The sequence below is a fragment of the Pseudomonas sp. PWP3-1b2 genome, assembly GCF_049896045.1.
In the GTDB taxonomy this organism is placed as follows: domain Bacteria; phylum Pseudomonadota; class Gammaproteobacteria; order Pseudomonadales; family Pseudomonadaceae; genus Aquipseudomonas; species Aquipseudomonas antarctica_B.
Genome location: NZ_JAFCTN010000016.1, coordinates 93,558 through 109,796, shown reverse-complemented (window position 1 = coordinate 109,796; position 16,239 = coordinate 93,558). Strand labels below are relative to the sequence as shown.

At 50.2% G+C, this 16,239-nt stretch carries 16 protein-coding genes; all 16 read left to right on the top strand.

The window, feature by feature from the left end; all coding sequences use genetic code 11:
• Window positions 1–261 precede the first annotated feature (261 nt).
• The 16 genes from ACP7A2_RS13140 (at window position 262) to ACP7A2_RS13065 (ending at window position 16,217) form a co-directional block, all read left to right on the top strand.
• Complete coding sequence (locus ACP7A2_RS13140) at window positions 262–546, top strand: hypothetical protein (RefSeq protein ID WP_426134534.1); 285 nt, start codon at window positions 262–264, stop codon at window positions 544–546.
• A 132-nt stretch (window positions 547–678) separates the two neighbouring features.
• Window positions 679–975 carry an integration host factor subunit beta gene (gene ihfB / locus ACP7A2_RS13135; RefSeq protein ID WP_003189779.1) on the top strand — a complete coding sequence of 99 codons (297 nt, stop codon included), beginning with the start codon at window positions 679–681 and terminating at the stop codon, window positions 973–975.
• Between the two features lie 24 nt (window positions 976–999).
• On the top strand, window positions 1,000–1,242 hold the full coding sequence (locus tag ACP7A2_RS13130; RefSeq protein WP_426134533.1) for a LapA family protein: 243 nt from the start codon (window positions 1,000–1,002) through the stop codon (window positions 1,240–1,242).
• 411 nt (window positions 1,243–1,653) lie between these two features.
• The gene (locus tag ACP7A2_RS13125; protein WP_426134532.1) at window positions 1,654–2,970 is read left to right on the top strand and encodes a Wzz/FepE/Etk N-terminal domain-containing protein; all 1,317 of its coding nucleotides are present in this window, start codon (window positions 1,654–1,656) and stop codon (window positions 2,968–2,970) included.
• Window positions 2,971–3,283: 313 nt separating this feature from the next.
• The gene (locus ACP7A2_RS13120) at window positions 3,284–4,105 is read left to right on the top strand and encodes a GNAT family N-acetyltransferase (RefSeq protein ID WP_426134531.1); all 822 of its coding nucleotides are present in this window, start codon (window positions 3,284–3,286) and stop codon (window positions 4,103–4,105) included.
• A gap of 3 nt (window positions 4,106–4,108) precedes the next feature.
• Window positions 4,109–5,212, top strand: a complete 1,104-nt coding sequence (locus tag ACP7A2_RS13115) for a DegT/DnrJ/EryC1/StrS family aminotransferase (protein WP_426134530.1) — start codon at window positions 4,109–4,111, stop codon at window positions 5,210–5,212.
• Window positions 5,213–5,226: 14 nt separating this feature from the next.
• Complete coding sequence (locus ACP7A2_RS13110; protein WP_426134529.1) at window positions 5,227–6,375, top strand: DegT/DnrJ/EryC1/StrS family aminotransferase; 1,149 nt, start codon at window positions 5,227–5,229, stop codon at window positions 6,373–6,375.
• A gap of 29 nt (window positions 6,376–6,404) precedes the next feature.
• Window positions 6,405–7,736, top strand: a complete 1,332-nt coding sequence (locus tag ACP7A2_RS13105) for a lipopolysaccharide biosynthesis protein (RefSeq protein WP_426134528.1) — start codon at window positions 6,405–6,407, stop codon at window positions 7,734–7,736.
• Between the two features lie 15 nt (window positions 7,737–7,751).
• On the top strand, window positions 7,752–8,759 hold the full coding sequence (locus ACP7A2_RS13100; RefSeq protein ID WP_426134527.1) for a polysaccharide biosynthesis protein: 1,008 nt from the start codon (window positions 7,752–7,754) through the stop codon (window positions 8,757–8,759).
• Window positions 8,760–8,764: 5 nt separating this feature from the next.
• On the top strand, window positions 8,765–9,943 hold the full coding sequence (locus ACP7A2_RS13095) for a glycosyltransferase family 2 protein (protein ID WP_426134526.1): 1,179 nt from the start codon (window positions 8,765–8,767) through the stop codon (window positions 9,941–9,943).
• A gap of 81 nt (window positions 9,944–10,024) precedes the next feature.
• Entirely contained in the window at window positions 10,025–10,867 is an 843-nt protein-coding gene (locus ACP7A2_RS13090; protein WP_426134525.1) for a glycosyltransferase family 2 protein, read from the top strand.
• 32 nt (window positions 10,868–10,899) lie between these two features.
• Complete coding sequence (locus tag ACP7A2_RS13085) at window positions 10,900–11,916, top strand: EpsG family protein (protein WP_426134524.1); 1,017 nt, start codon at window positions 10,900–10,902, stop codon at window positions 11,914–11,916.
• Between the two features lie 102 nt (window positions 11,917–12,018).
• A complete protein-coding gene (locus tag ACP7A2_RS13080) occupies window positions 12,019–13,020 on the top strand; it encodes an NAD-dependent epimerase/dehydratase family protein (RefSeq protein ID WP_426134523.1) in 1,002 nt (333 codons plus the stop codon).
• The gene (locus ACP7A2_RS13075) at window positions 13,013–14,155 is read left to right on the top strand and encodes a glycosyltransferase family 4 protein (protein ID WP_426134522.1); all 1,143 of its coding nucleotides are present in this window, start codon (window positions 13,013–13,015) and stop codon (window positions 14,153–14,155) included. The genes ACP7A2_RS13080 and ACP7A2_RS13075 overlap by 8 nt, the downstream gene beginning before the upstream one ends.
• Before the next feature lie 77 nt (window positions 14,156–14,232).
• Window positions 14,233–15,192, top strand: a complete 960-nt coding sequence (locus ACP7A2_RS13070; protein ID WP_426134521.1) for a UDP-glucose 4-epimerase family protein — start codon at window positions 14,233–14,235, stop codon at window positions 15,190–15,192.
• Window positions 15,192–16,217, top strand: a complete 1,026-nt coding sequence (locus tag ACP7A2_RS13065; protein ID WP_426134520.1) for an MraY family glycosyltransferase — start codon at window positions 15,192–15,194, stop codon at window positions 16,215–16,217. Before ACP7A2_RS13070 ends, ACP7A2_RS13065 begins: the two co-directional genes overlap by 1 nt.
• Window positions 16,218–16,239: the final 22 nt, after the last annotated feature.

Below are 16,239 nucleotides of genomic sequence, written 5' to 3'. Positions count from 1 at the left end.
CAATCCAGAGCCTGCGCGACAAGCCAGCTACCTCTGAAATTGCTGCTGGTCCTACCACTCTGGGCGACCTGTTGCGTGCACAAATGGAAAAACAGAACTAAGTTCTGTCAGACCATAGAAAAAGGGCGACTTCGGTCGCCCTTTTTTGTGCCTGAAATTCGTTGAATCAACAAGCGAGAACGAAGACGTATAGCTCAGTGTCAGAACTGACTATAGTTTAAGAAAAGCAATTCTCGTGTTGTTGCTTCAATAAGGATTTGAATGAACAGGCTTATTTTAGTGTTTGCGGTGATAGTGCTTACAGGGTGTACCGCCACCAGTGCCAAGACCCACGTCAAGCGAGGCGTCAGTGGCATTGAGGTTGACTGCTCGGGGCTCGGCTCTAACTGGGGGAAGTGCGAAGAGCGCGCCGCTCGTGAGTGCAGGATGCAGGGCTATAAAGTTGTCACCCGGTCCAGCGACGCCAGGGACGAAGAGGGTGATTACCCATTCGGCTGGAACCCCGCTGGTGCTGTCACTCGCACCATGTTGGTGATCTGCAAATGAAGTTGAAACGCGGCCCTTGGGAGCGTTCATGTTCGGCGCAGATAAGTTGTTCGGTGGGCTGTTCAAATTCACCAAGTCATGCTAAAACCTTTGAAGCGCTTTTCCTAGCTGCTTGAAAAAGAAGGGAAAAATATGACGAAGTCGGAGTTGATCGAACGAATTGTCACCCATCAAGGGCTGCTCTCATCCAAGGATGTGGAGCTGGCTATCAAGACCATGCTTGAACAAATGTCCCAATGCCTGGCGACTGGGGATCGAATTGAGATCCGTGGCTTTGGTAGCTTTTCCCTGCACTACCGCGCGCCGCGTGTAGGTCGTAATCCGAAAACCGGACAGTCCGTCAGCCTCGACGGCAAATTTGTACCTCACTTTAAGCCGGGTAAGGAATTGCGAGATCGGGTGAACGAAGAAGAGGAAGAGGGCGTCTGAGTGATTTTGGTGGGAGGAAAGCTTATGCGTGGGATCAAGCGTGTTGTAGCAGCGTTGACGATGTTAGTCGTTGTGCTGTTAGTTGTAGGGTTTGTGCTGGAAAATCAGCAGAGTGTGTCTCTGTCATTTTTCGGGCTCTCCTCTGCGCAGATGCCAATTTCCGTATTCGTCGTGTTGGCTTTAGTTGTTGGAATGATGATAGGTCCGTTGCTGGGTGTCTTGTTTCGCACGCGGCGTCATAGAGGGTTGGCTGCGGGGCATCTTTAACAGACTAAGAAATGACGATCGGTAAATCTGGCGCTACCGTCTGTCAGATAGATTTCAAAAAAAGACATTCAATTGTCTCGCGAGTTTGCGCTGTTGGATCTTAGCAGCCAGCAAATCCAGCGGCATCATTGAGCACCGCATCGCTCATTCAGGCTTTTCTTTTTTTACCCCTGATCGGACAGGCAGCGGGGCCATTTTTTAAGCTTTCTAGGATTCATCCTACAGGCGTGTCAAGACTTGTAATGTCTTAAATAGATGGCAAAATGAAATCTGTTCTCGATAACTGACAATTGTGCGCTTTAAGCTTGGCAGAGACGCTTGGCTTTGGCGATTGGCTGCATAGAATAAAAATATACACAATATGGTCTGCATAACGAGCCCGCAGTTTCTCTTTGAAGGCAGGTCTTTGTTGTGAGTAGTAGCTTCCGCGCTCCACCGGTTCCCCCGTCCGACGAAATTGACATCGTTGCGTTGTTTCAAGCCATCTGGCGGCAAAAAAAACTTGTTATGTTAACCGCTACCGCAGCTGGGTTGCTGGCGGCTGCGTACGCTTTCACAGTTACGCCTGTCTATCAGGTGAGTAGCGTCTTACGCCCCGCTGCGATCAATGAGCTGGATGCGCTGAACCGGTCAGAAGTTTATTCGCTGCCCCCGAGCGAAGCACTTTTGAAAGTCGGGGGCTCGCTTGATTCTTACGAGACAAGGCTGGGTTTCTTTCGAGAGAATCAGCAGTTGTTCAAAGCGTTTGTGCGCCCAGGTCGGACGCTGGAGCAAAGTTTCGAGGAATTTAATCGGAATTCCATCACGCTATCATTGCCTGACCCAAAAAAAGCTGACGCCTTGAGTGCATTCATCAGACTCGACATGAACTACCCTCAGGGAGTGGATGGCGTCAAGATTCTTAATGGTTTCGTGACGTATGCCATTGCAACCGAGCGCAAGCAAGTTGCTGCAGATATAGACGTCATTGTGAAAAATCGGATCAATGAACTCCAAGGAAAGTTAGAGGCTGCACGCTCAAGTTATTTCAATGACAAGCAGAGCAAGATTGCCTCGCTGCGAGAAGCAGATGATTTGCGTCGTGCTCAACTGACCGACGAGCTGAAGGCTTTGCGTGAGCAGCTCAAAACTCAGCGTAACGATCGTATTGCCCAGCTCAACGAAGCTATTGGCATCGCACGTTCACTGGGTATAGATAAGCCGACTACGCCTACATCGCTGGGTGATTCGACGCGCGCTGGCGGTAGTGTCATGCGGACGGAGATTAATAATCAACAGATTCCCCTTTATTTTATGGGGGTAGACGCGCTTCAGGCTGAACGCGCGGCGCTGATGGCGCGTAAGTCTGATGATTTTGCGGCAGTGCGTATAGCTCAGATAGCAAAAGAGTTGCAGTTGCTTAAGTCAAATCGACAAATTGAGGTGCTTAACCAGCGCCAAGATGAAGATCTGTTTCTCGCCGGCGTTGATCCGTTGCGCGCGGAAATTGTCCGATTGAAAAATCTTAATATCAACTTGGACGGTCTCAAGCTCGTCGTTATAGATAAGCAGGCTCTGGAGCCGCTGAGCCCGATGAAGCCGAATAAACTCATGATCGTTCTGCTTGGCTTGATTGCGGGGGGAATTATCGGTGGCTTTATTGCCCTTGCGCGAGCCTGGGCGGCTAGTCGCCCTGTCGAGGTGAGTCTTCCAAAATCGATGATGGTCGAAGGTGCTGAGACCAGGTGAAGATCTGAGGTGCTCGCATCAGGGGCCTTGTAACTGAGTCAATGTCCTGCAGCGTATGTCTTTTTGGCATGCCGGACGCTGTCCGGCGGCCTTGGCTACCTTTGGAACTCACCTGCTGAGCGGCCATCCTATGAGCACCCGAATGAATAGCCTCAACATGCAAAAAAGCCGGCGCTCGGGTTCGAGATAATCCTGGCGGCTTGGCATTTGCTCTTCGGGCTTTTGATGCGCAATAACGTTAAAGGCGGTAAAGTCGCTCGATGATTTTCTGTGCCTTTGCCTCGTAGTGCCTTGAAAAATGGAGTTTCATCGGATGGGTCTCACGTTCAGTCCAATAATTTCTTCTGGAGTACCGGAGACCGCGCGTCGGCTATTTTGGGAGGTCTTTTTCTCTTCCAGGGGAAGAGGGGTTGACTTGCTCACTCATTTCCCGTGGATGTCATGCGACAAAAACGTATTTTGTGTCGAAATCAAGGCTTGCGAGGGCTCCGATGAAACAATCGCCGCGCTGGTTATCAGAGTTCTACCTATCAGTCAAAATTCGTCGGTCGGATTAGTAGGGCTGGTTTGCGTGGATGAGAGCTCACGAGGACAAGGCTTGGCGTCAAACTTGATGAACACCGCTTTAGAATTTGCTGTCAGTCGACGCCTGGCTGCTCTGATCCTTTGGACACAAAAACCGGAGGTTTACGCTGGAAAAGGGTTTGTGACAGATCAGCGCAACCAATTTGGTCATATCGAGTGGGCGCCAGATCAGCACATCGAGTTGGACTATAAAACGCGCAATTGGCCTGACTTATCTCAGTCGGGTGAATATAAGCAGGGCATCCCACCTTTCGCGACCGGTGGGCAGGTGATCTCAAGCGAGAATGCAACGATCATTGTGCTTGTTTCCAGTGGCGGTCATAGCTTGGCGGAGTGGAGTGGTAAGGAAAAAGATGTCGTCGATTTGATCATGGCATCTATGCCGGGGCGATGCGCTCTCACCGTTGGAGAAGAAGACTCTTTAATATCCGAGTTGGAAAAAAAGGGCATCGAATTTAATTTGGGTCCCGCCGCCGTGAGGATGGTTAAATTTTTGGACTCCAGCGCCCCTGTTAAACTACCAAACATTAAATTTCTCGACCGGATCTAAAAAATGTCAAATCAAACGTCACCTATTCCTCTTGTCAAGGTAGCTATGCCCCCACGGGAGGCTTTGCTCCCTGCTCTGGAATCGGTGCTGTACAGCGGCATGATCTCCGAAGGGGAGTATGTTTATCGCTTTGAAGATCTATTTGCAAAGATGTTCAAGCTGAATAATGTGCTAGCGACTAGCAGCGGCACCGCTGCTTTGCACTTGGCGATGCTGTTGTCTGGCGTAGAGGCAGGGCACGAGGTGGTCACTACGTCGATGACCGCAGAGCCGACCAATACGACTATCTTGCAAATGGGCGCCGTCCCTGTCTTCGCTGACGTTGACCGCCTTACCGGAAATCTAAGCCCGGTCGCAGTAGAAGCGGCAATCACGGATAAAACCCGAGCTATATGTGTTGTGCATTATGCTGGCTACCCCGCGCGTCTGAATGAACTGAGAGAGATCGCTGACCGTCATGGCCTTGCATTAATTGAGGACTGTGCGCACGCGTTGGGAGCCGAATACAATGGCAACCCTATCGGAACGATTGGTGATTATGCCATTTATTCCTTCCAGGCCATCAAGCACATGACCACTGTAGACGGTGGTCTGTTGATGATGAAAGATCCAAGCCAAATGGCGGAGGCGCGTAAGTTACGTTGGTTTGGATTGGCTAAAGGTGTCCCTCGCACTGAAGTGGATATTACGAGGGTTGGCTACAAATACAATATGCACAATGTCGCTGCTGTGATTGGCTTGAAGCAACTGGATGTTATTTCGCCTTTGTTGCAAAGGCATTATGAAAACGGACGTTATTTTGACGGGGCTTTTGAAGGTCTCTCTGGCTTGTCGCCTGCCCCTGTGCAGTCAGGCGTTAAGTCTGCGTATTGGCTCTACACGCTGTTGGCAGACGATGCTGACGAAGTGGAAAGGTTGTTGGCAGCGAACGGTGTCATGGCGTCAAAGCTGCATCGTCCAAATCATATGCATTCCATTTTTAAACCATTCGCGGGCGACATGCCGGGTCTTGATGAATTTTATAAGCGTTTGATCCATATTCCATGCGGCTGGTGGGTATCCGATGAAGATCGCGAGCGAATTGTTGACACGTTGAAGCGTGGTTGAAGAGGGAAGTAGTCATGTCCAAGGTATTTCCACTCTACAGTGTCGTCACTACTCCCGAAATGGAAGGGGCGGCGGTTGAAATTTTACGCTCCGGTAAAATTGCGGGCGGAGAATGGGTCGAAAAGTTTGAGCAGGGTTTAACAAGTATTGTTGGACTGCCCTATGTAGTGTCGACCATTGACATGACAAGTGCCCTCTTTCTTGCGCTGCATTTGGCTGGCGTGAGCGAGGGTGATGAGGTCTTGACGACAGCCTTCGCTTGCCTCTCCACAAATTCAGCGATTGCCCATGTAAAGGCTGTACCCGTGTGGGTCGACGTGAGTGTGGGTTCGGTGTCCATGGATATCGCTGATCTCGAGGCGAAGATCAGCAAAAAAACCAAAGCGGTTATTTTGTACCACGTTGCCGGATACCCAGGGCCTGCAAAAGAAATCAGCGAGCTGTGCAGGAGACATAACGTCGTGCTGATTGAGGATTGCGACAACTCGCTGTTGGCTACGCAAGACTCCATGGTGGTCGGATCCCACGGCGATTTTGCAATCTACTCCTTCTATCCCAATCGGCAAATCAACGCCACTGAAGGCGGTGCCCTGGCCTGCCGTACGGAGGAAATGGCTAAAAAAGCACGGCGTTTGAGGCGCTTTGGAATTGATTTCAATACCTTCAGAACGAAGGTTGGAGAGATCAACCCGCAGTCCGATATCCCCGAGATTGGCTGGGGAATGACGATGAACAACCTGTGTAGTGCGTTGGCGTGCGCGCAGTTTTCGACGGTGCAAGCCCGGCATGAGGCGACCCTGGAGAATGCCCGGAGGCTGCAAACTCTTATCTCGGGTATACACGGAGTACAAGCGGTGCCGGTAAAGCCAGGCGACGTACCCGCCTATTGGGTTTTCTTGGTCTTCGTTGAAGAGCAAGAGCGTGTGTTGGCCGAACTAAAAAGTCGGGGGGTAATGGCTTCACGGGTGCATCAACGAAATGACCTGTACAGCGGCTTTAGTGGTCAGGCTGTTGAGTTACCAAACACTGACTATCTGCAGAGCAATATTCTAGGCCTGCCCTGCGGCTGGTGGCTGGAAGAGGCAGACCTAGTCGTTATTGCCAGCGCGTTAAAGGATGCTGTTGCGGCGACTGCTATTGATCAAGTCGACCGACTCCTATGAATTTGCGAGCTCCTGTGATTGGGAGAATGATGATGCTGTACGCGGGAAGGTCTTCCAGTTTGCTGGTGGCCTTTTTGTTTTTACCTTTATATAGCCGTTTACTCGGCAGTTCACAGTTTGGCATTGTCGCAGTAATACTTTCGCTGCAAGCGCTTTTGGTCATGATGGATCTTGGCATGTCTACCCTGACAAGCAGGGAGGTGTCCGTCGGCACTCGTAGCAACCAATCACTGTTGACGCTGGTGCGCACTGCTGAGTTGAGCCTGTCGGGGTTTTATGCGCTGTCGCTGTTGATTGCGCTGACGTTGAAGTTGCTTTATTTTGGAGAGTCGGTCTCTTGGACAGTGGTCGTTGGTGCGGTTCTTCTGTTCTGGCTGCTGGTCATGCAAAACCTCTATTACTGCAGCTTAATAGCGCGTGGTAGTTATACGTTAGGTAGCGGATTACAGATAGTAGGCGTGGTTATACGCGCGTGTATAACCGCCGCCGCATTAAATTGGCTGTCGCCGACGCTTGAGATTTTCATCATCACTCAATTAATCGTGACTGCTTTGCATTGGGGGCTTTCGCGTTATGTTTTAACTTCAGCTCTGGCCGAAGGTGTCGATGGGGAGATATTGATAACGCGCCCTACGGTGTCTGATGCATTGGCGTTGACGAAGATGGGGGGGGCTCTGGTTTTGTTTTCTGCGGCGGGCGCTGCGGTAACTCAACTCGACAAGCCGATCATTTCAATGTTTGCGTCCGCCAGTAGCGTTGCACCTTACTACTTGGCGAGTCTGTTATGCATGACGCCTATTTCCATTCTTGCTGGACCCGTCAGCCAGTATTTCCAACCGATTTTTCTGCGCGAAGCGGCTCGGGACACAGGAGGCGATGGCGCGCAAAAAACGGCACTCAGGTTTGCACTGTCGGTCTTCGTTGTTACCGCAGTGCCTACCTTGATTTTATGGTGGTTTCGCGTGCCAATCATCGATCTTTGGATGGGGGCAGGGGAAAATAATGCCACGATAGCTACCTATGTCGCGATACTGCTACCAGGTTTGGCTATTGGTGCATTTGGTTTTATACCTTACAGTCAGTTGATTTACGCCAAGGACTATCGTTTTCAAGCTGTGATGTCTGCATGCTTGACGGTCGTAACGCTGGTGCTGGCTACCATCGCTGCGGTAGGGAAGAATGTCGAAGCCGTATGCTACGTGTACTCCGCATACCATACGGCTTCCACCGTGGTCTCCTGGGTTCGGGCTTCTACGCTATCTGGCGTGGCCTCGTACGCGAGGAGTACTGCGTTGCTGGTATTGACGTTGATGTTAGGGTCCATTGCGGTTTTCGGTCTGGCTCTATATATACTTATTTGATTGGTGGGTTTGATCATGTTTGACAACAAAGTTTTGATGATTACCGGTGGTACCGGGTCTTTCGGTAATACGGTACTGAATCGGTTTTTAAGTACCGACGTTAAAGAAATTATCGTGTTCAGCCGAGATGAGAAAAAACAGGAAGACATGCGGATTGCTTTGAACAATCCCAAGGTCAAGTTTCACATCGGTGACGTGAGAAATTACGAGAGCATCAATCGCGCTATGGCGGGCGTAGATTATGTTTTCCATGCCGCAGCGCTGAAACAAGTGCCGTCGTGTGAGTTTTATCCGATGGAAGCCGTGCTGACCAACGTTAATGGAACCGAAAACGTTCTTAATGCGGCCATTGATAATAATGTTCAGCGCGTTGTTTTGTTGAGTACCGACAAAGCGGTTTACCCCATCAACGCGATGGGGATTTCCAAGGCAATGGGTGAGAAAGTTCTAATCGCTAAGTCTCGGACGGTTCGCGAAGGCGGCCCTGTGCTGTGTGCAACTCGATACGGAAACGTCATGGCCTCGCGTGGTTCGGTTATTCCGCTTTTTGTGGAAAAAATCAAGGCAGGCGTGCCGCTTACTGTGACTGACCCGAAAATGACTCGATTCCTGATGAGTCTCGAAGATTCGGTTGATCTGGTCCTGCATGCATTTGAGCACGGAGAGCAGGGAGATATCTTTGTTCAGAAAGCGCCCGCCAGTACCATTGGTGATTTAACCTTCGCTCTGAAAGAGCTATTTTCCAGCGATGTGCCGGTAAACATAATAGGCACTCGGCACGGTGAGAAGTTGTACGAGTCTCTCGTTTCCCGCGAAGAAATGGCAAAGGCCAAAGACATGGGGCGGTACTACCGAATCCCCGCAGATAACCGTGACTTGAACTATGATAAGTTCATTATTGAGGGCGATCTTGAGGCCAATGCCGTCGATGACTATACGTCTCATAATACCGATCTGCTTAATATCGAGCAAATCAAAGAATTGCTTATGACGTTGGCTTATATCAAGCACAGTATCGGCTGATAAGTATGACATTACTAAGTGTTATTATACCCACTCATAATCGCGCTAAATACGCGGTGCAGTCGATCAGGTCGATTCTGGAACTCTCAGATGAGATACAGGTTGTTGTCTGCGACTCCAGCCCGATAGATGATATTGCCCCTCAGTTTTCTGATGCGTACCCAGAGTCACGACTGAAGTTCGTGAGGTCGGGTGAGGGTATCAGTGTCGTTGATAACTTTAATCTTGGTCTGCGTTCCGCGGACGGTGATTATTTGGCGTTCATCGGCGATGACGATTTCGTATCAGCAGAAATTGTAAAGGTCGCGGCATGGGCAAAATCCAAGAATGTTGATTCGTTGAAGTTTAACTTCCCGGCGCTGTATTACTGGGATGATTTCAAACATGCGACCCGAGGGGATTCTTATTTTGGAACGTTGCATCTCGCTCCCTTCAATGGCAGCGTAGTTCCTCATGATTTGAAAGGTTCCATGAACTATGCGCTTGATAACTTTGGCGGTGGCGTGTTCAACATGCCACGTGCCTACGCTGGGATGATCTCTTCTGATCTGGCACGCAGGATTGAGCGTAAGTACGGTGGTTTATTCGGAGGTGTCAGTCCGGATATCTACAGCTCGTTCCTCATCGCCAACGAGTCGCAAAGCTGCTTCTTGATTGATTACCCGGTCATCATTCCAGGCGCCTCAGGTGTGAGTACTTCCGGACAAAGCAGCTCCGGCGGGCATTATGGCAAGTTGCGAGAAAACGCACATATCGCACCGTTCAAAAATCTTGTGTGGGACAGTCGAGTGCCGGAGTTCTATTCAGTACCGACGGTATGGTCTTTCTCGCTATTGAAGGCGGTGGAGAAGGTCGAAGCTCACAGTGGTGTTAGTCTGAACCCAAATTTCGGTCGACTCTTGTTGAAGTGTTTTGTCTACTTTCCACGCTCTTACAGAGAAACGTTATTTTCGTTCAGGAAGTTGTGTTCCTTGCACGGTGCAGGAAAGGTAATTGGTCAATTGGTGTGGTCTGTCTGGGGCGAGTTTTTATGGGGGGCTTCCCGAATCGTCAATAGGTTTCGTGCTCGCCATGTGACTAACACAATAGAAGTTATTTCGGGTCTTGATACCTCCTATTTGGCAAGTCAGGAACTTGAGCGACAATTACGTTCGCGTAAAGTAGATATGCAGCTTCCAGACTGATTTCTGCGGAACTGGGCGACAATTTATCCTTAATGGCTACAGCGCTGCTGTAGCTAGGTTATTTGTAATTGGAAGCGTTAAATGGTTACTGAATCGGATGTGCCAAGTTCAAGCGCTGCACGGGTAAGCGTGGTTATCCCGTGTTATTGCTGTAAGGATACCGTACGACGTGCCGTTGACTCCGTCTACCAGCAATCATTGCGTCCTGCTGAAGTTATCCTGGTTGATGATGCGAGTCCGGATGACACGCTGGCTCTCCTCACAGCGCTTGCCGGAGAATATCCCAGAGGCTGGATAAATATCGTATCGCTGGCTGCGAATGCCGGGCCAGGAACTGCAAGAAATGAAGGCTGGAACGCGGCCAGCCAGCCGTATGTTGCGTTTTTGGATTCTGACGATAGTTGGCATCGCCAGAAGATCGAAGTTCAGTATGGCTGGATGCAGCGTAATCCAACGGTCGCGTTGACAGGACAGACCGGGCTGACCATTGAGGCTTCATCGGTTGTGGCCACAGAATACTACGCTGAAGAAGACGTGGTTTTTTCATCGGTTTCAAGTCGTGAGTTGTTGTTATCCAATCGTTTTTCCACGCCCTCAGTCATGGTGCGCAAAGCGTTGCCATTTCGCTTTCCGGAAGGCAAAAGATTTTGTGAAGACTATGAACTCTGGTGCGATCTGTGTTGTTCCGGTTATTCATGCTACTCGATGAATAAACCGCTGACTTTTTGCTATAAACCTCTCTATGGGCATGCTGGGTTAAGTGGGAACCTGTGGAAGATGGAGAAGGGTGAGTTGGGGGTGTACCGGGCGTTGCGCGGCAAGAAAAAGATTGGGTTTATGTCTTATTGCTCACTGACGTTCTGGTCGCTGGCTCGCTATGTTCGTCGGGCAATGAAGTTAATGTTCGGTCGTGGTTCAGCATGATATATATATTTGGCTGGGTTTTCGTGCTCGCGATGTTGCTGTTAACGGCACTGTCTGGTTACAGAACTCGCCTGTTTGCATCTATCGCGTTATTGTTTTTTCTATTTATCGCCGTCTTCCGCGGTGCGGTGGGCACTGACACCGATACCTATGAAACCGTTGTCAGCCGCTTGATGGATGGGCTTTCCTGGACGGGGATGGAGCCTGGCTTTGTCTTCATGAGTTGGGCACTGGTGTCGCTTACCGGTTCAGCCGCGGTCGCTGTCAGGCTGGTAAGTGTCATTATCTTTGTCATCTTGTTTCTTTACCTTTTTCGCTCCGATAAGAATGAAAAATTTCTATTGCTGTCTTACATGTTGCCCGCCTTCGTTTATCAGTACACGATGAACGGGTTGCGGATTGGTATCGCCGCTATGTTGCTCCTGCTAGCCATGCAGAGAATTAGGCAATTACACAGGCTCTCAGGACTGGTTTTAGCGCTGTCCGCCTTGATGTTTCATTATTCATCGCTGGTTTCCCTGGTCTTCATTTGGGCTTCACAGGCACGTTGGGCAAGGGCGTCTAATATTCTGATTGTCCCCTTTGCAAGTGCGGTAGTGCTGGCTATCTTCAGTCTCAATGGCGACTATTTCTCCGCCAAACTGCTTTCTTATCAAGGCTCCGAGTCCCCCAGCCCGTTCTCAGGATTGGGCAAAATCGCCGTATTGTTGGTGCTCCTTGTGGGGGTCGCGCTGTCAAAATTGCCTCGTGCGGAGCGCGCCAAACTCATGTTTCTAGGAGGCGGATTTACCGCTTTTTTTTGGTTGGTCTCAAGTATTTCCTACGCAGGCTTAAGATTTCTGGATTTGATTTCATTCGCCTATCCTCTTGCAATATTGCTTACCTACGGCAGATGTCAGCTGGATTTTGATCGTGCTATGAAGGTATTTTTGATTTTTGCAGGATTGCTAGCGGCGTTTAGTAGCTACAGGAATTTTGTGTTTGAAGAAGGCGAGGGGCCCTCGCCCTTCTTGCCTTATCATTTGAGCGAACCATTTGCGGAGTTGTAGTCGAATGAACCTTCGCAATTTACCCAATGTCAGATTTGCTGGTGCCACGCCAAGTGGATTTTTGAGTATTCAGCAGCTGTTGGTTTTGTCCAGAGGTGGCGTGTGAACGTGTGTGTAACTGGTGGCACTGGCTTTATCGGTGGCCCGCTTTGTGCTTTGCTATTAAGCCAGGGTGATAGGGTCAGAATACTCTCACGCAAAGAACAACCGGCAGTGCCGGGACGTGAAGTGTTCGCTGGTGATTTGCTCCAGCCGCATGGCGAGCTTCGTGGCTTTCTCGAGGGCTGCAATCTTTTGTATCACTGCGCGGGCGAAATCAACGACACTGATTTGATGTATGACCTGCATGTTCGCGGCACCTCCAATTTGCTGAAAGCGGTAAGTGAAAAAATAAGACTTACCGGGGAGGCTTTTCACTGGATTCAGTTGAGCAGCACCGGTGCCTATGGCAAGCGGACACTTTCAAATCAAGAATCTGCCGTTTCAATTGATGAGACCTTTCCTCCTGCGCCAGTGGGAGAATATGAGGTCACCAAAACTATTTCCGACGAATTGATTATCAGCTTTGCTGAAATCGAGCCTCTTTTCACCTACACGATCATACGCCCCTCAATTGTGGTAGGCCCGGAGATGCCTAATCAGTCATTTTTCCAGTTGTCCGCCATGGTGCGAAAGCGCCTGTTTTTTTATATGGGCTCGAAACAGGCACTGTCGACTTATGTTCATGTCGATGATGTCGTACGTGCCCTGGTGATGTGCGCGTCGGATGCGAGAGCAACAGGGCAAATCTTTATTCTGTCCAATGATTGCCTGCTTTCCGAGGTCATTGATTCCATGGCAGACACTTACAACGTATCAAGGCCTACCTTTAGGGTACCGGAGCAAATCGTCAGGCTGTTGGTGAAGCTGGCTTCGCCGTTTGTCAGATTGCCGCTGACGGACGATCGCATTGATGAACTTGTAAAAAAAGTGGGTTATAGCTCGGTCAAAATTGAAGAAACTATCGGTTTTAAGTATCAGGCGTCAATACCACAAGCGATGCCCGCATTGCTAAGCCAATACATTAAAAAATCAAATCTCAAAGCTGTGGTTGTTCATGACTAAACAAAAGAAAATATGTGTGGTGGCTACGGTACCTGTCGCGTTGAAGGTGTTCATGGTTGAGCATATCAACAAGCTCGCGGAGACGTACAGTGTCACCGTTATGGCTAATGCTGCGGCCGACGATGTCTACCAGTTTTTGGATAAGCGTATAAAGTTCATCCCGCTACCTATCCAACGCAAGGTTTCGATGTTTAGCGATGTGGTGTCTTTAATTAAGTTGTTCAGAATTTTCACGGTTGAGCGGTTCGATTGTGTGCTATCGATTATGCCTAAGTCTGGTCTTCTGACGATGCTGGCAGGTTACTTTGCACGCGTGCCCTGTCGCATTCATATTTTTACTGGGCAAGTATGGTACACCAAGCAAGGTTTTTCGCGTTTTGCGCTAAAAAAATTGGATCAGCTTCTGGCATTTGCAGCGACCCACCTGTTGGCAGACAGTCCCTCGCAGCGCGACTTTCTGATAGCTGAAAATGTGGTGAAGCCCGCAAAGATAGAAGTGCTCGGTAAAGGCTCTATCAGTGGGGTGGACCTGGAGCGCTTTAAACCGAATGCCTTGGCGCGCGCGCGAATTCGCAGTGAGTTGGGGCTTGATGAATCGGCAGTGGTTTTTTTGTTTATGGCGAGATTGACTCGCGCCAAGGGCATTGTCGATTTGGCCCGAGCGTTTACCGATGTCGGCTCGCGTGCGCCCAACGCGCATCTGTTGGTCGTCGGACCTGATGAAGAAGGTGTCGAAGGCGTGATTACTGAGTTGAGTGCAAGGTTCAGTGGGCGGTGTCATCGCATTGGGTTTACTAACGATCCTGAGGGCTACATGGCGGCGGCCGATATTTTCAGTTTGCCCAGTTACCGCGAAGGCTTTAGTTTGGCGACCATTCAGGCGGCCGGTGTGGGGCTGCCTGCTATCGCATCTCGAATATATGGTCTGAGTGATGCAGTTCAAGACGGTGTAACAGGTATTCTTCATCGCCCTGGGGCGATTGATGAGATGAGTGATGCAATGGTAAAGCTGTATTCCGATAGAGAGTTGAGGGCTTCGTTATCTGAGGCTGCTCGCCATCGAGCGCATACTGAGTTCGCCCAGCCGCTAATTATCGAAGAAATGTCGTTATACATTAACAAGCTGTTGGCTTGATTTTAAAAATTACATTTTCCAGCTAATCCGTTAGCACTGTAAGTTCAAGCTCTGAATTTTGCACTGGGGTATTATTGATGCATGTATTAGTTACGGGAGCGTCCGGGTTCGTAGGCACTCGATTGGTCGAGGTTTTGAACGCTGAAGAGGGTGTTCAAGTAACCGGCGCTGTAAGACGCCAGTGCGCCGGCGGCAATGATGCGGTGAAACAAATTAATGTGGGTGAACTCTCCCCCGAGACTGATTGGTCCGAGGCGCTTAAAGGCGTTGACGTGATCGTGCACGCGGCCGCGCGCGTCCACGTGATGAATGATACGGCGTCTGACCCTCTCACTGTCTTTCGAAAAGTCAATGTTCAGGGAACTTTGAATCTGGCCCGCCAGGCTGTGGCCGCAGGCGTCCGTCGCTTGGTTTTTATCAGTTCCATCAAGGTAAATGGTGAAGGAACAGATACTGGACACGCCTATACCGCGGAGGATGTTCCCGCACCCGCAGACCCCTACGGTGTTTCAAAAATGGAGGCTGAGGTCGGACTGCGAGAGATCGCGGCCTCGAGTCGTCTGGAAGTCGTCATCATTCGTCCCGTTTTGGTATACGGGCCCGGCGTAAAAGCAAACTTCCTGAATATGATGCGCTGGCTGGATAAAGGAATTCCGCTTCCGTTTGGTGCGATTAACAACAGGCGTAGTCTGGTTGCACTGGACAATCTTGTCGACCTTATCGTCGTTGCAACTGCCCACCCATCAGCGGCTAATCAAACATTTTTGGTGAGTGATGGAGAGGACCTTTCCACGACTCAATTACTGCGCAGAATGGCAGCAGCCTTGAACAAGAAAGCGTTGTTACTGCCGGTGCCAAGCGCACTCCTGAGTGCTGGCGCCACTGCATTAGGCAAAAAATCGCTGTCTCAGCGCTTGTGCGGTTCATTACAGGTCGATATTGAAAAGACGCGTTCATTGCTGTCTTGGGTACCGCCCGTATCGGTTGACCACGCGCTGAAGTTGGCCGCCTCGCATTATATGAAAAGAGATAATTAATGAACACGTGGTGGTTGATAGTCGTAGCGGTCCTGTTGTCGTTTTCGTTTACGGCGGGCATGCGCCGATATGCGTTGGCAAAAAGTATCATTGACGTCCCTAACGCTCGCAGTTCCCACTCCATTCCAACCCCTCGCGGGGGCGGTGTTTCGATCGTTATCACCTACCTCTTGGTGCTTGCTTTATTCGGCATCACGAAGTTTGTGCCTTCGTCCAGCGTGATCGCGTTGGGTGGTGCGGGCGCTTTAGTCGCGCTGATTGGTTTTATGGATGATCATGGGCATATCGCCGCCAGGTGGCGGTTGCTCGGCCATTTTATCGCTGCCATCTGGGCACTGTTCTGGTTGGGCGGTCTGCCTCCAGTAAATTTTTTCGGGGTCGTGGTTGATCTCCAATGGGTGGGGCATTTAGCGGCCGCTTTGTACCTTGTATGGATGCTCAATCTATATAACTTTATGGATGGCATTGATGGCATTGCCAGTGTTGAGGCCATTAGTGCATGCCTGGGCGCGTGCTTGCTCTACTGGTTGGCCGGATTCGAAAGTTTGATCTGGCTCCCGTTATTTCTGGCGGCTGCCGTTACAGGTTTTTTGTTTTGGAATTTTCCCCCCGCTCGGATATTCATGGGGGATGCTGGCAGCGGCTTTCTCGGTGTTATTCTGGGGGTACTCTCGATTCAGGCTGCCTGGGCATCTTCTCAATTATTGTGGTCTTGGCTGATTTTACTTGGCGTCTTCGTTGTTGACGCGACCTTTACACTAATCCGTCGTCTGTTGCGTGGCGACAAGGTGTATGAGGCGCATCGCAGTCATGCCTATCAATTTGCTAGCAGGCGATATGGCCGTCACCTGCCGGTGACATTAGCCGTTGCAGCTATAAATGTATGTTGGTTGCTGCCCGTATCTCTGTGTGTGGTCTACCTCGGGCTGGACGGCGCATTGGGTTTGATTTTGGCGTATTTTCCCCTTGTTGTTCTTGCTGTTAAGTTTCAGGCGGGTACGCTGGAGCGGCCAGTGAGCAGCTAATCCTCCAAGGAATTGATTTTTA

Coding starts and splice junctions, on each gene's coding strand:
- ACP7A2_RS13140 (WP_426134534.1), top strand. CDS start 262: ATGAACAGGCTTATTTTAGTGTTTGCGGTGATAGTGCTTACAGGGTGT.
- ihfB (WP_003189779.1), top strand. CDS start 679: ATGACGAAGTCGGAGTTGATCGAACGAATTGTCACCCATCAAGGGCTG.
- ACP7A2_RS13130 (WP_426134533.1), top strand. CDS start 1,000: ATGCGTGGGATCAAGCGTGTTGTAGCAGCGTTGACGATGTTAGTCGTT.
- ACP7A2_RS13120 (WP_426134531.1), top strand. CDS start 3,284: ATGGGTCTCACGTTCAGTCCAATAATTTCTTCTGGAGTACCGGAGACC.
- ACP7A2_RS13115 (WP_426134530.1), top strand. CDS start 4,109: ATGTCAAATCAAACGTCACCTATTCCTCTTGTCAAGGTAGCTATGCCC.
- ACP7A2_RS13110 (WP_426134529.1), top strand. CDS start 5,227: ATGTCCAAGGTATTTCCACTCTACAGTGTCGTCACTACTCCCGAAATG.
- ACP7A2_RS13105 (WP_426134528.1), top strand. CDS start 6,405: ATGATGCTGTACGCGGGAAGGTCTTCCAGTTTGCTGGTGGCCTTTTTG.
- ACP7A2_RS13100 (WP_426134527.1), top strand. CDS start 7,752: ATGTTTGACAACAAAGTTTTGATGATTACCGGTGGTACCGGGTCTTTC.
- ACP7A2_RS13095 (WP_426134526.1), top strand. CDS start 8,765: ATGACATTACTAAGTGTTATTATACCCACTCATAATCGCGCTAAATAC.
- ACP7A2_RS13090 (WP_426134525.1), top strand. CDS start 10,025: ATGGTTACTGAATCGGATGTGCCAAGTTCAAGCGCTGCACGGGTAAGC.
- ACP7A2_RS13085 (WP_426134524.1), top strand. CDS start 10,900: ATGTTGCTGTTAACGGCACTGTCTGGTTACAGAACTCGCCTGTTTGCA.
- ACP7A2_RS13075 (WP_426134522.1), top strand. CDS start 13,013: ATGACTAAACAAAAGAAAATATGTGTGGTGGCTACGGTACCTGTCGCG.
- ACP7A2_RS13070 (WP_426134521.1), top strand. CDS start 14,233: ATGCATGTATTAGTTACGGGAGCGTCCGGGTTCGTAGGCACTCGATTG.
- ACP7A2_RS13065 (WP_426134520.1), top strand. CDS start 15,192: ATGAACACGTGGTGGTTGATAGTCGTAGCGGTCCTGTTGTCGTTTTCG.